General features: G+C 72.0%; 13 protein-coding genes. 6 read left to right on the forward strand and 7 right to left on the reverse strand.

What is annotated here, in order from left to right; genetic code table 11:
- Positions 1–28 precede the first annotated feature (28 nt).
- Positions 29–625: a biotin transporter BioY gene (locus ABZO31_RS10835; protein ID WP_406860917.1), complete on the reverse strand. Its 597-nt coding sequence runs from the start codon at positions 623–625 to the stop codon at positions 29–31.
- A gap of 275 nt (positions 626–900) precedes the next feature.
- On the opposite strand from ABZO31_RS10835, the gene ABZO31_RS10840 reads away from it, so the two are divergent.
- The 3 genes from ABZO31_RS10840 (at position 901) to ABZO31_RS10850 (ending at position 4728) form a co-directional block, all read left to right on the forward strand.
- Complete coding sequence (locus tag ABZO31_RS10840; RefSeq protein WP_406860918.1) at positions 901–2322, forward strand: amino acid permease; 1422 nt, start codon at positions 901–903, stop codon at positions 2320–2322.
- A 165-nt stretch (positions 2323–2487) separates the two neighbouring features.
- Positions 2488–3894, forward strand: a complete 1407-nt coding sequence (locus tag ABZO31_RS10845; RefSeq protein ID WP_406860919.1) for an amino acid permease — start codon at positions 2488–2490, stop codon at positions 3892–3894.
- Between the two features lie 189 nt (positions 3895–4083).
- Positions 4084–4728, forward strand: coding sequence for a superoxide dismutase (locus ABZO31_RS10850; protein ID WP_406860920.1), 645 nt, complete (start codon positions 4084–4086; stop codon positions 4726–4728).
- A gap of 123 nt (positions 4729–4851) precedes the next feature.
- On the opposite strand, the gene ABZO31_RS10855 is transcribed toward ABZO31_RS10850, so the two are convergent.
- Positions 4852–5484, reverse strand: a complete 633-nt coding sequence (locus ABZO31_RS10855; RefSeq protein WP_406860921.1) for a DsbA family protein — start codon at positions 5482–5484, stop codon at positions 4852–4854.
- 136 nt (positions 5485–5620) lie between these two features.
- Here ABZO31_RS10855 and pepN point away from each other — a divergent pair, with 136 nt between their 5' ends.
- Positions 5621–8170, forward strand: a complete 2550-nt coding sequence (gene pepN, locus ABZO31_RS10860; protein WP_406860922.1) for an aminopeptidase N — start codon at positions 5621–5623, stop codon at positions 8168–8170.
- Between the two features lie 151 nt (positions 8171–8321).
- Positions 8322–9179 carry a hypothetical protein gene (locus tag ABZO31_RS10865; RefSeq protein WP_406860923.1) on the forward strand — a complete coding sequence of 286 codons (858 nt, stop codon included), beginning with the start codon at positions 8322–8324 and terminating at the stop codon, positions 9177–9179.
- A 3-nt stretch (positions 9180–9182) separates the two neighbouring features.
- Here the strand turns inward: ABZO31_RS10865 and ABZO31_RS10870 are convergent, their stop codons facing one another.
- The 5 genes from ABZO31_RS10870 to ABZO31_RS10890 form a co-directional block, all read right to left on the reverse strand.
- A complete protein-coding gene (locus ABZO31_RS10870) occupies positions 9183–10385 on the reverse strand; it encodes a serine hydrolase domain-containing protein (protein ID WP_406860924.1) in 1203 nt (400 codons plus the stop codon).
- A gap of 93 nt (positions 10386–10478) precedes the next feature.
- Positions 10479–10934 carry an NUDIX hydrolase gene (locus tag ABZO31_RS10875; protein ID WP_406860925.1) on the reverse strand — a complete coding sequence of 152 codons (456 nt, stop codon included), beginning with the start codon at positions 10932–10934 and terminating at the stop codon, positions 10479–10481.
- A 23-nt stretch (positions 10935–10957) separates the two neighbouring features.
- Positions 10958–11491, reverse strand: a complete 534-nt coding sequence (locus tag ABZO31_RS10880) for an HPP family protein (RefSeq protein ID WP_406860926.1) — start codon at positions 11489–11491, stop codon at positions 10958–10960.
- On the reverse strand, positions 11479–12384 hold the full coding sequence (locus tag ABZO31_RS10885) for a pyridoxamine 5'-phosphate oxidase family protein (protein ID WP_406860927.1): 906 nt from the start codon (positions 12382–12384) through the stop codon (positions 11479–11481). Before ABZO31_RS10885 ends, ABZO31_RS10880 begins: the two co-directional genes overlap by 13 nt.
- A gap of 41 nt (positions 12385–12425) precedes the next feature.
- Positions 12426–12881 (reverse strand): VOC family protein, encoded by a 456-nt coding sequence (locus tag ABZO31_RS10890; RefSeq protein WP_406860928.1) that lies wholly within the window; start codon positions 12879–12881, stop codon positions 12426–12428.
- Positions 12882–13021: 140 nt separating this feature from the next.
- Between ABZO31_RS10890 and ABZO31_RS10895 the strand changes: the two genes are divergently transcribed.
- Positions 13022–13564 carry a CGNR zinc finger domain-containing protein gene (locus tag ABZO31_RS10895; RefSeq protein WP_406860929.1) on the forward strand — a complete coding sequence of 181 codons (543 nt, stop codon included), beginning with the start codon at positions 13022–13024 and terminating at the stop codon, positions 13562–13564.
- The last annotated feature ends 14 nt before the right edge of the window (positions 13565–13578 follow it).

The following is a 13578-nucleotide window of genomic DNA, read 5'->3' on the forward strand; positions in this document are numbered from 1 at the left end:
GGAGAGCTTCTTCGTCTGCCCGCGGGTGTCAGCCCTTGCGGCCGACCAGCTTCCAGGCGGCGGGCAGCAGGCCCATGGCGAGCGCGGCCTTGAGCGCGTCGCCGATCAGGAACGGGGTGAGGCCCGCGGCGACGGCCTGGGAGAACGACATGCCGGTGGCCAGGGCCAGGTACGGCACGCCCACCGCGTAGATCACGGCCGAGCCGAGTGCCATCACGCCGGCCGTGCGCAGCACCGAGCGGTCCGCGCCGCGGCGGGCCAGGGCTCCGACGACGGTGGCGGCCAGCATCATGCCGAGGACGTAGCCGAAGGACGGCATCGACCAGCCCGAGGCGCCCTCGGCGAACCACGGCACGCCCGCCATGCCGGCGACGGCGTACAGGCCGAGGGAGAGGAAGCCCAGCCGGGCGCCGAACGCGGTGCCGACGAGCAGGGCGGCGAAGGTCTGCCCGGAGACCGGGACCGGCGAGCCGGGGACCGGTACGGAGAGCTGGGCGGCCAGGCCGGTGAGTACGGCGCCGCCGGCGACCAGTACGGCGTCGCGGGCGAGCCCCGCCGCCGGGAGCAGGTCGGCGAGGACCTGGCCGGGGCGGAGGGAACGGACGGGGGCGGCGGCGGTGCTCATCGGTACTCCGCGAGGTGAGGGGTCGGTCGGGCAGCTCGACCGTAGTCGAGCGGTGAGCGCGCGATCACGGTCAGCCGCCGACAAAGCGCGGGCCGAGCGCTTGGTGGAGATCGAACAAAGGCGCTCGATCATGCCTCGGGCCGCGTGACGCTTGTCACTTGGGAGTCCCCGCGCGAGGTCCTTTTTGCGCCACAGGTGGCCGACCGGAGAGACTGTGGAGTCTCCATAAACCGCCGGACGATCTCCGAGCGCCTCCCGAGAGCACGAGCCCGCACATGCACGACGCACCGCCGTCCCCCCTGGCCACCGAACCGGAGCCGCTCTCCCACGGGCTGAAGCAGCGTCATCTGACGATGCTGGGCCTGGGCGGGGTGATCGGCGCGGGCCTGTTCGTGGGCTCGGGCGCGGGCATCGCGGTCGCCGGGCCGGGCATCGTGCTCTCGTATCTGATCGCCGGCGCGCTGGCGATGCTGGTGATGCGGATGCTCGGCGAGATGTCGGCGGCCATGCCGGCCTCCGGCGCGTTCTCCGTGCACGCGGAGCGGGCGCTGGGCCGCTGGGCCGGGTTCTCGGTGGGCTGGCTGTACTGGTTCCTGCTGGTCGTGGTCCTCGCGGTGGAGGCGACGGGCGCGGCGCGGATCGCCAACGGCTGGGCGCCCGGGGTGCCGCAGTGGGCCTGGGTGCTGATCTTCATGCTGGTGTTCACCGGGGCCAATCTGGCGGCGGTGAAGAACTTCGGCGAGTTCGAGTTCTGGTTCGCGGCGCTCAAGGTCGGCGCGATCGTACTGTTCCTGGCCCTCGGAACCCTGGCGATCCTCGGCCGGCTGCCGGACACGGACGCGGTGGGTCTGGCGAATCTGACCGGGCAGGGCGGCTTCCTGCCGAACGGCTGGGAGGGCGTGGTCTCCGGCGTGCTCGCCGTGGTGTTCGCCTTCGGCGGTCTGGAGGTCGTCACCATCGCGGCGGCCGAGTCGGAGGACCCGGCGCGCAATGTGGCCCGCGCGGTGCGCAGCGCGGTCTGGCGCATCCTCTTCTTCTACGTCGGCTCGATGCTGGTGATCGTGACGCTGCTGCCGTGGACGTCGATGAAGCCGGGCGAGTCGCCGTACGTGGCGGTGCTCGACGCCATCGGGATCCCGGCGGCCGGGCAGCTGATGAACGTGGTGGTGTTCGTGGCGCTGCTCTCGGCGCTCAACGCGAACCTCTACGGGTCCTCGCGGATGATCTTCTCGCTGGCCGAGCGCGGGGAGGCCCCGAAGGGGCTGCTGAAGATCTCCGGAGGGGGGTCCTCCCGCTCGGACGCAACCGGGAGCGGGGGCGGGGTGCCGCGGCGGGCGGTGCTGGCATCGGTGGCCTTCGGGTTCGTCTCCGTGCTGCTCAACCTCATGTGGCCGGACACCGTCTTCCTCTACCTCCTCAACGCCGTGGGCGCGGTCCTGCTCTTCGTCTGGGGCCTGATCGCGGTCTCGCAGCTGAGGCTGCGCCGCCGCATCGAGCGCGAGGCGCCGGAGAAGCTGACGCTGAGGATGTGGGGCTTCCCGTGGCTGAGTTGGACGGCCCTGGTCGCGATCGGCGCCGTCCTGGTGCTGATGCTGACCGACGACGCCACGCGCCCGCAGGTGCTGTGGTCGGCCGCGGCGACCGGCGCGGTGCTGCTGGCGGCCGGCGCGAGGGAACTCCGGGACCGCCGGGGCTAGATGAGCCGGTTTCGGCGGATGCGGGGCTACCGGCGCGTACAGAACAACACGAGATCTTCACGTTGCGTGAAGGTCGTGCCCGTATAGCGGACATCCGTTCCCTGTGAGCGGTACACGCCCACAGACTGTGGCGTCCCCCGCCTCCTCCCCGAACAGGGCAGGTTCATGTCCCGGACCACAGCGCCCGCGCCCGTCGACCGCAAGGACGACGGCACGACGGTTCTCTCGCACGGCCTCAAGCAGCGCCACCTCTCGATGATCGCCCTCGGCGGCGTCATCGGCGCCGGCCTCTTCGTCGGCTCCGGCGCCGGCATCGCCGCCGCCGGCCCCTCCATCGTCCTCGCGTACACGCTCTCCGGCCTGCTGGTCATGCTGGTGATGCGGATGCTGGGCGAGATGTCGGCCGCGTACCCGTCCTCCGGCTCCTTCTCCTCGCACGCCGAGCGCGCCTTCGGCTCGTGGGCGGGCTTCACCGCCGGCTGGTCGTTCTGGGTGCTGCTCAGCGTCGCCGTCGGCCTGGAGGGCATCGGCGCGGCGAAGATCGTCACCGGCTGGCTGCCCGGCACCCCGGAGTGGGCCTGGGTCGCGCTGTTCATGCTGATCTTCTGCGGCGCCAACCTGGCGGCCGTGAAGAACTTCGGCGAGTTCGAGTTCTGGTTCGCCGCCCTGAAGGTCGGCGCCATCACCCTCTTCCTCGGTCTCGGCGTGCTCGCCGTCCTGGGCCTGCTGCCCGGCACCGACTCCCCCGGCACGTCGAACCTCTTCGGCGCGGGCGGTCTGCTGCCGAACGGCAGCGAGGGCCTGGTCATCGGTCTGCTCGCCTCGGTGTTCTCGTACGGCGGCATGGAGACCGTGACCATCGCCGCCGCCGAGTCGGAGAACCCGGTCAAGGGCGTCGCGAAGGCCGTGCGCACGGCGATGTGGCGGATCGCGCTGTTCTACATCGGCTCGATGGCCGTGATCGTGACCCTCGTCCCGTGGAACGACAAGGCCGTCACGGAGAAGGGCCCGTACGTCGCCGCCCTGGACCAGCTGGGCATCCCGGCCGCCGGCCAGATCATGAACGTCGTCGTGCTGATCGCCCTGCTGTCCGCGATGAACGCCAACATCTACGGCTCCTCGCGCATCGCCTTCTCGCTGGTCCAGCGCAACCTCGGCCCGAAGGTGCTCGGCAAGGTCTCCGGCGGCGTGCCGCGCCTGGCCGTGCTCGCCTCCTGCTTCTTCGGCTTCGTCTGCGTGGGCCTGAACTACCTGTCCCCCGACACGATCTTCCCGTGGCTGCTGAACATGATCGGCGGCGTGATCCTGGTCGTCTGGATCTTCATCGCGGCCTCGCAGCTGAAGCTGCGCCGCCGTCTGGAGCGCGAGACGCCGGAGAAGCTGGTCGTGAAGATGTGGGCCTTCCCCTTCCTCACCTGGGTGGCGCTGGCCGGCATGGCGGTCATCTTCTTCCTGATGGCCCGTGAGGAGGGCACCCGCATCCAGCTGTACGCCACGGGCGCGATGACCCTCGTCCTCGCCGCCATCGGCATCGTCCGGCAGAAGCGGGGCGCGGTGCGCCAGGACGCCTGACGCGCCCTCACACCCGAGGAACCCCCGGTCCGCACGTCGCGGCCGGGGGTTCCGTCGTACCCGGCACCCGGGACCGGGCCCCGAGGCGTAGGGCGAAGGGCTGATCCACTTCTTGCCCACCTGCTGATAGCCTGCAATTGCATAGAGGTTGCAATAAGCAGTCGAAAGGCGAGGGCGAGGGCTCGGCACATGGCGATCTACACACTTCCTGAGCTGCCGTACGACTACGCGGCGCTGGAGCCGGTGATCAATCCGCAGATCATCGAGCTGCACCACGACAAGCACCACGCGGCGTACGTGAAGGGCGCGAACGACACCCTGGAGCAGCTGGAGGAGGCCCGCGACAAGGAGCAGTGGGGCGCGCTCAACGGCCTGGAGAAGAACCTGGCCTTCCACCTCTCCGGCCACATCCTCCACTCGATCTACTGGAACAACATGGACAGCCCGAAGGACGGGGGCGGCGGCGAGCCGCTGGCCGCCGACGGGGTCGGCGAGCTCGCCGACGCGATCACCGAGTCCTTCGGCTCCTTCGCCGCGTTCAAGGCCCAGCTGACCAAGGCCTCCGCGACCACCCAGGGCTCCGGCTGGGGTGTCCTCGCGTACGAGCCGATCAGCGGCCGGCTGATCGTCGAGCAGGTCTACGACCACCAGGGCAACGTGGGCCAGGGCTCCGTCCCGGTCCTGGTCTTCGACGCCTGGGAGCACGCCTTCTACCTGCAGTACAAGAACCAGAAGGTGGACTTCATCGAGGCCATGTGGCAGGTCGTGAACTGGCAGGACGTGAGCAGGCGTTACCTGGCCGCCAAGGCGTCCGTCCCGCTGATCTCGTTCTGACCCGCGCCTCCCCCGACGTCCTGCTCGTGATCGTCTTCTCAACTTTCACCGGGCGGGCGGATGAAAGAAGAACCCCCGCGATGACAGGAATCGCGGGGGTTCTTCCGTACGGAACAGGGGTGGCTACTCGAAGCTCGGGGCCGCCGTGCGGGTGCGCTTGATCTCGTAGAAGCCGGGCGTCGACGCCACGAGCAGCGTGCCGTCCCACAGCCGCGCCGCAGCCTCGCCGCGCGGGGTCGGGGTGACGACCGGACCGAAGAAGGCGACCTCGTCGCCGTCCGCGCCGGGCACCGCGATCACCGGGGTGCCGACGTCCTGGCCGACCTTGTCGATGCCCTCCTTGTGGGAGGCGCGCAGCTGCGTGTCGTACACGTCCTGGTCCGCGTAGTCGGCGAGCGCGGCCGGCAGGCCGACGTCCTCGAGGGCCGCGACGACGGTCTCCCTCGTCGCCGCCTCGCCGTTGTTGTGGAAGCGGGTGCCGAGCGCCGTGTAGAGCTTGCCGACGTACTCGTCGCCGTGCAGCTCCTTGGCCGCTATGACCACGCGGACCGGGCCCCAGGCCGTGGCGAGCAGCTCGCGGTACCTCTCCGGCAGCTCGTCCAGCTTGTCCTCGTTGAGGACCGCCAGGCTCATCACCTTCCACCGCACGTCCACCGGGCGGACCTTCTCCACCTCGAGCATCCAGCGCGAGGTCATCCACGCCCACGGGCACAGCGGGTCGAACCAGAAGTCGGCGGTGGTCCTGCTCTCGGACATGTCACTCCTCGCGAAGGGATATCTGCGTACGCGTTCAGCGGAAACGCCGCCGTCCGGCGCCGACATTCCCGGAGTGTCCGGCGTCAGCCGCACATGGCAGGATCACTGCTGTCCAACGAGCCACGAAGGAGTGACCGTGCCCGGAGAGAACCTGACCCGCGACGAGGCCCACGAGCGGGCCGGACTGGTGGCCGTCGACGGGTACGAGGTCGCCCTCGACCTGCGCTCGGCGGTCGGCGAGTCCACGGAGGAGGTGCGCACCTTCCGTTCGGTGACCACCCTCCGCTTCCGGCGCACCGGGACGGGCGACGCGACCTTCGTCGATCTGATCGCCCCGTCCGTCACCTCCGTGACCCTCAACGGGCGGGAGCTGGACCCGGCGGTCGTCTTCGACGGCGCGCGGATCGCGCTCGACGGCCTGCAGGACGACAACGTGCTGGTGGTGGACGCGCAGTGCGCGTACAGCCGGACCGGCGAGGGCCTGCACCGCTTCGTCGACCCGGAGGACGGCGAGGTCTACCTCTACACCCAGTACGAGCCGGCCGACGCCCGCCGGGTGTACGCCGACTTCGAGCAGCCCGACCTGAAGGCCCCGTACCGCTTCGAGGTGACCGCGCCGGAGGGCTGGACGGTCTGGTCGAACGGGGCGGGCGAGCAGGGCGCCGACGGGGTGTGGCGGTTCGCGGAGACGGCGCCGATCTCCTCGTACATCACCTGCGTGGTCGCCGGGCCGTACCACTACGTGACGGACACGTACACGCGCGGGGACCTGACGATCCCGCTGGGCGCGATGTGCCGCAAGGGGCTCGCGAAGCACTTCGACGCGGACGACATCTTCCTGATCACCAAGCAGGGCTTCGACTTCTTCCACGACAACTTCGACTACCCGTACCCCTTCGGGAAGTACGACCAGGCCTTTGTCCCCGAGTACAACCTCGGCGCGATGGAGAACCCGGGCCTGGTCACCTTCCGCGAGGAGTACGTCTACCGGGGCAAGGTCACGCAGGCCGCCTACGAGCGCCGGGCCAACACGATCCTGCACGAGATGGCCCACATGTGGTTCGGCGACCTGGTCACCATGGTGTGGTGGGACGACCTGTGGCTGAAGGAGTCCTTCGCGGACTTCATGGGCTCGTTCTCGCTGGCCGAGGCCACCCGCTTCACCAACAGCTGGGTCACCTTCGCCAACAACCGCAAGGCGTGGGCGTACCGCGCCGACCAGCTGCCGTCCACGCACCCGATCACGGCGGACATCCGTGATCTGGAGGACGCCAAGCTGAACTTCGACGGCATCACGTACGCCAAGGGCGCCGCGGTGCTGAAGCAGCTCGTGGCCTACGCGGGCCGGGACGCCTTCCTGGACGGCGCGCGGCGCTACTTCAAGCGGCACGCGTACGGGAACACCCGCCTGGCGGACCTGCTCACCGTGCTGGAGGAGACCTCCGGCCGGGACATGCGGGCCTGGGCGAAGTCCTGGCTGCAGACTTCCGGCGTCAACGCGCTGACGCCGGCCGTCACCCACGACGCCGAGGGCCGGATCACCGAGCTCGCCGTCCTCCAGGACGGGGACGAGCTGCGCCCGCACCGGGCCGCGGTGGGCCTGTACCGGCTGACGCCCGAGGGCGCGCTGGAGCGGTACGCCCGGGCCGAGGCGGACGTCACTGGGCCGCGCACGGTGGTGGCCGAACTGACGGGCGCCGAGCGGCCGGACCTGGTCCTGGTCAACGACGACGACCTCACGTACTGCAAGATCCGCTTCGACGAGGCGTCGCTGACCACCCTGCGCGCGCACCTCGGCGGCATCACCGACCCCCTGGCCCGCGCCCTGTGCTGGTCGGCGCTGTGGAACCTGACCCGCGACGGGCTGATGCCGGCCCGGGACTTCGTCGCGATCGCGCTGGACTTCGCCGGCCGCGAGACCGACATCGGCGTGCTGCAGATGGTGCACGCCTGGGCCCAGGCGGCGGTCACGCACTACGCGGCCCCCGCGTGGCGCGCGGAGGGCGGGCGGCTGCTCGCCGAGGGCGGGCTGCGCGAGCTGCGGCTCGCCGAGCCGGGCAGCGAGCAGCAGTTGACCTGGGCGCGCTTCTTCGCGGCGACCGCGTCCGAGGAGGCGGACTTCCAGTTCCTGGAGGCTCTGCTCGACGGCGCCGCCCGGATCGACGGTCTCGACGTGGACCAGGAGCTGCGCTGGTCGCTGCTCGGCCCGCTGGCCGCGCACGGCCGCGCGGACGAGGCGCGGATCGGGGCGGAGCTGGCCCGCGACGACACCGCGACCGGCAAGCGGCACTCGGTGCGCTGTCTGGCGTCCCGGCCGTCGGAGGCGGTCAAGGCGCAGGCGTGGGCGGCGGTCGTGGAGTCGGAGCGGCTGTCGAACGCGCTGGTGGAGGCGACCATCGCCGGGTTCGTGCAGCCCTCGCAGCGCGCGCTGATCGCGCCGTACGCACCGAGGTACTTCGAGGCGATCGAGCGGGTCTGGGCGGAGCGGTCGATCCAGATCGGCATGCACGTGGTCCGGGGCCTGTTCCCGGGGCTGCAGGACTCCCCGGAGACCCTGGCGGCGACGGACGCCTGGCTCGCCGCCCACGCCGACGCGGCCCCGGCGCTGCGCCGGCTGGTCCTGGAGGCCCGGGACGACCTCGCGCGGGCGCTGCGGGCGCAGGAGTGCGACGCGGCGGCGGGCTGATCGTCGTACCGCGGAGGGGCGCGGCGTCACTCGAACGGAGTCGCGCCCCTCGGCTGTCGAACGTGCGTACTTTAGGACGGCCTTGTCCGGATTGAGCGACGGACTTGTAACAGCGGTTAGTTGACGGGCCGGACGGCGGAAGATCCCCCGCATGAACCACAACGCCCCCATCTCCCCCCGCCCCCTCCCCCGTTCCGGTGACGACCGGGTCCGGGAGGCCCTCCACCACACGCGCCGCCGCGGGGCCGTGCCCGCGCAGGGCACCGAGGCGGTGATCACCGGGCTCGCCGCGCTGGCCCTGCACGGCTTCTCCTCCGCGCCCCCGACCGCGGTCGTCGACCGGATCGACGTCCTGGTGCCGCGGGTCCGCCGGCTGAAGTCCACCGCGCTGGTGCGGGTGGTGCGCACGCCGGACATGCCCGAGGCGGTCCAGCTCGACGGGGTGCCGGTCGCCCCCGTCGCCCGGGCGCTCGCCGACGCGGTGGACGGGCTCGCCGACGCGGGCGTGGTGCGCCGGCTGCTCACCGAGGCGGTGCGCGGCGGCCACTGCGAACCGAGCGCGGTGGTACGGGAGTTGAGTCGTGCGCGGCTGCTGTCCCGGCCGCATGTGGTGGACGCGGTGGACCTGCTGCTGGCCGAGGGCCGGGCGGTCGCGGAGGACCGGCTGTACGAGATGGTGCGCGCCTTCGCCCTGCCCGACCCGCTGTGGAACGTGGACCTGCGGCTGCCGGGCGGCCCGCACCTCGGCGGCCTCGACGCGTACTGGCCGGACCAGGCGGTCGCCGTCGAGCTGGACACCCGCTCGCCGCGGCTCGACGACGGCGACGCGCTGTGGACCGAGTACACGCGCAAGCGCGAGGTGCTGGAACGGCTCGGGATCACCGTCGTCCATCTCACCCCGCGCAAGCTGCGTGACTCCCTGGAGCAGCAGGCGACCGTGGTCCGTACGGCGCTGATGGCCGCGACGGACCGGGAGCCGGCCGCCTACGTGGTCGTCCTGCCGCGCTGAGCGTCAGCGCAGCTGCGGGGCGCCCTTCGGGGCATCCTTCGGGGCCGCCTTCGGGACGGTGCCGCAGAACTCGGCCTCGACGACGGTCTGGCCGTCGCCCGTCCAGTCGGCGTTGAAGTTGGCTGCCAGCGTGTGCTCGCCGTCCCGGGTCGCCTGGGCCTGGGAGTTGGAGCCGTGGATGCCGCCGCCGTGTCCCCAGACCTCCTTGCCGCAGCTGAGCTTCTGCCGCATGAGCCCGAGGCCGTAGCCGAAGTCGGGGAAGTCCGGCGAGACCGGGACCGCGGTCGTCATCTCCTTCATCTCCGCGGGCGGCAGCAGCCGGCCCTTGAGCAGGGCGCGGTAGAAGGTCTGCAGGTCGTTCGAGTCGGAGATCATCTCGCCCGCCGCGCCGGCCATGCTGGGGTTGAGCTCGGTGACGTCGTACACCTTGGCGCCGGGACCGGCTTCGTCCTGGAGCGTGGAGTACGCCCGGCTGCTGGGCCGGGGCAGAGTCGGGGTGGTGCCGGGGACGCTGGTGGCGCGGAGCTTGAGCGGCTTGAGGACGCGCCTCTCGATCTCCTTGCCGTACGGGCGGCCGGTGACCTTCTCGATCACCATGCCGGCCAGGACGAAGTTGGTGTTGGAGTAGTGCCAGGACGTGCCGGGCGGGAAGTCCGGCTCGTGGGTCATGGCGACCGCGACGAGCTGCCGGGGTGTCCAGGTGTCGTAACGGTGCTCCAGGAAGCCCGGGCCGAAGACCTTGGCCGTCAGACCGGGGTCCTCGGTGTAGCTGTAGATCCCGCTGGTGTGGTTGAGCAGTTGGCGGACGGTGACCTTGCGGCCGTCGTGGCCGTTGCCGCGCACGACGCCGGGCAGGTGCTTCTCGACCGGGTCGTCGAGGTCGAGCCGGCCCTCGGCCTGGAGCTGGAGCAGGACGGTGGCGACGAAGGTCTTGGTGATGGAGCCGACCCGGTAGTGGTCGCGGCCGCCGCGCTCGCCCGCCGTGCCGGTCCATGGGGCCGTCCTGCCGTCGCGGGCCCCGGCGACGACGCCGGGGACCCCGGCGGCCACGGCCGCGTCCAGTGCCTGCCGGGTGGCTTCGTGGCGCGGCTTCGCGGGTGCGGCGGTGGCCGCCGTGGCGGGCACCAGGACGGTGGCGGTGAGGGCGGCGGCGACCGTCGCCGCCGCGATCGCGGTGCGGACCGGGCGGACCGTGCGTACGGACATGTGCGGTGCTCCCCTGCTCGTCGACTGTGGTCGTGGGGCAGGACTCCGCCGGGCCGTGGGCAGTTGATCGACGTGCCGGGGGTGGGGCGGCTTTCAGCCGTTGTGGGGAAGCCTCCCGAGGACGGGGCGCTCGCGCCACAGGGCGAGGCCCGTGTCGACGAGTTCCCCCCGGTCGAGCCCGGCGACCTCGGCGAGCGGGAACCAGGCGGCCAGGTCGGTGGAGCCGCCGATCTCGTTGCGCAGGGTGCCGCCGGTGAGCCGGCACTCGTAGACGATGCGCAGGCCCTGCCAGTCGGCGTCCGCGCCGAACCGGCGCGACCAGCGGCGGCGGATGGTGTCGACGCCGAGGAGCCGTACGGGCTCCACGAGTTGGCCGGTTTCCTCCTCCACCTCGCGCACCACGGTGTCGAGCGGGTCCTCGCCGTGGTCCATGCCGCCGCCGGGCAGCGTCCACTGCCGGGCGCCGTCCCGCGCGACCCAGCGGGCCAGCAGGATCTGCTCGTCGTGCACGCACACGGCGTAGGACGCCACCCTCAACTCCTGCACCATGGGGCGAGGTTAGCCCCCGGGGCTCACCAGTAGACCGGGTAGCGGCGGCCGGTGAGGCGGCCGCCGAGGACTCCGGTGGCCACGAGGACCGCGCAGGCCAGTGCGAGCAGGCCGGTGAAGGTCCAGAACGGCGGGTCCTGCAGCGCGACGATCACCGCGGTGGCGGCGGCCGGCGAGTGCGGGGTGCGGGCCAGCATCATCGCGCCGAGCGCCAGCCCGCCGGCGACCGCGGCGCTCCACAGGCCCGGTCCGGCGACGGCGAGCACGGCGAAGCCGGTGAGCGCGGAGAGGAGTTGGCCGACGACGACCGAGCGGGGCTGGGAGAGCGGCAGGTCGGGCGCGCCGGCGACGAGCGCCATGCTCGCGGCGAGCGGCGGTATCAGGAGCGGGTGGTGGACCGCGGTGCCGAGGGCGACCAGGGTCAGCAGCGCGAGGGTGCTGAGCGCGGTGCCGGCGAGGACGACGCGGGGGCGGGGACGGGGTGGGGCCGAGGCCGGGGTCCTGGCGGGGGACGCCACCGCCGGGGGCGCCTCCGCCGTCTGCGTCACTCCGGCCATCGGGCTCCTTCGTCCAGGGGAGGGTTGGCCGGCGAGTAGTCGGGCGCCGACCAGCGCAGCGGACTCGCCCCCTCCGTTTCCACAATTTGTTGAATTCTAAGGTACGTGGTCCGGCCCTCCGGACCGAACGCGGTGCGGGCGGTCCCGGAGAGCTGGAGCGTGTCGCCGGTGTTCCAGTCCAGGAAGAGCAGGCCGGCGCGGCCGTCGGCCTCCAGGTTGCCGAGGGTGAGGAACATCGCGTTCCCCGGATAGTCGGACCAGCTCAGCTCGGTCGGCGAGTGCACCCGGACGAAGCCGGGATGGCCCCCGCGGTGGCTGGTGTCCACGCCGTCCGGGGCGGTGGTCGCGACGAAGAACGTGTCCGCGGCACGGACGAACCGCTCCTGGCCGGGGGTGAGAGCCCGGCCGCGCCGCGCGGCGCCCGGGCGGGCGGCGGGCTCGGCGCCGTACAGCTCGCGCTTCTGGAGGTACTTCGGACAGTTGGCGAAGACCTGCTCGGCGTGGACGGCGAGGCCGCCGGGGGCGGGGAGCGCCGTGCCGTTCAGGCGCATGCGGCGGCGGGTGCGGGGGTCCAGGGCGAGGGTGCCGACGGGGGCGGTGCCGTTCAGGGCGGCGGCGAGGGGGTCACCCTCGCCGGGGGTGCTCCGGATCGCGATCCGGGCCCGGCCCGTGGCGCTCACGAAGCCCGGTTCGCCGGTGAGGAGGGCGCTCCAGACCTGACCGTCCGGGGCGGCCGCGCCCAGGAGCAGCATGGGCTGCTGCTCCAGGAACGCGGCGGCGACGGGTTTGATCGTCGGGCCGATGGAGCGGCCCACGTGGTCGGCGAGGTCGCGGACCCCGAGGCGCTCCTGTACGGCCACGGAGCCTGGGTGGTACGCGCTGACGGGGTCCATGGGTCGCCTTTCTCTGCGGGCGAGTGGGTGGTGCGGCGCTTCTAGAAGAAGCCGCAGGTGGGGGCCGTGGTGTTCGGGGCCTCCGCGCCCTCCGCGCCCTTCGGGGCGTAGATCTCGAGGCGGATGCCGTCGGGGTCGTGGAAGAAGACGCCGCCGCTCGCCGCGCCCTCGGCGTGGGGGACGACGCCCTCGTACGCGAAGGTGACGCCGAACTCCTTCAGCGCGGCCTCCGCCGCCCGGACCCGGTCCATCGACTCGACCTCGAAGGCCAGGTGGTGCAGCCCCGCGCGGGCCTTGTCGTACGCGCCCTCCGCCTGCTGCCACAGCGTGACGGCGAGCGCGCCGCCCTGCCCGAGGAAGGCGAAGCGCCGCCCCTCCTCCTTGCCCTCGCCCAGCACCTCGAAGCCGAGGACGTCCCGGTAGAAGCCGAGCGAGCGCTCCAGGTCGGTGACGTTGATCCCGATGTGCCCCGTGCGCAGCGTGCCGATCGCAGACATGACGGTCCCCTCGGACGTGGCCAACCCCCTCCGGGCTAACCTCTCACTTCGACTTTAGAGGTTAGTCAAGAGGTGCGCAACCGGTCACGTACTCTTGAGGGGTTAGCAATGAGGCCGACGGAGCGCCCAGGGAGTCCGCCATGACCGTCCCCGACCCCCGACCGCTCACCGGCGAGCCCGTCTCCCTGGACCTGCTCAACACCCGGTGGGTGCACGAGGGCGAGCGACTGGACCTGCTCACCGATCCGGCCGGACTCGCGGTCTGGCTCGCGGCCAACGGCCTCGACGACCGCTTCACCGCCGACGACACGACGCTCCGGCACACCCTCGCGGCCCGCGACGCCCTCCTGGGCCTGGTCGACCGGCCCGGCGACCCCGCCGCCGTCGAGCGTCTGGACGCGATCCTCGGCCACGGCCGGATCCGCGCCACCCTCACCGTCGACGGCCCCGGGGAACTGCCCGAGTTCCGCGACCCCGCCTGGGGGCCGGCCTGGACCGCCGCGCGGAACTACCTCGACCTGCTGCGGACCGCGCCCGACCGGATCCGCGGCTGCGCGCACGAGGCGTGCATCCTGCACTTCTTCGACACCTCGCGAAACGGCACCCGGCGCTGGTGCTCGATGGCGGTCTGCGGCAACCGGGCCAAGGCCTCGCGCCACTACGCTCGTACAAAGGAAAACTAACCGGCCTGCGAATC

Source organism: Streptomyces solicamelliae (assembly GCF_045348655.1).
In the GTDB taxonomy this organism is placed as follows: Bacteria; Actinomycetota; Actinomycetes; order Streptomycetales; family Streptomycetaceae; genus Streptomyces; species Streptomyces solicamelliae.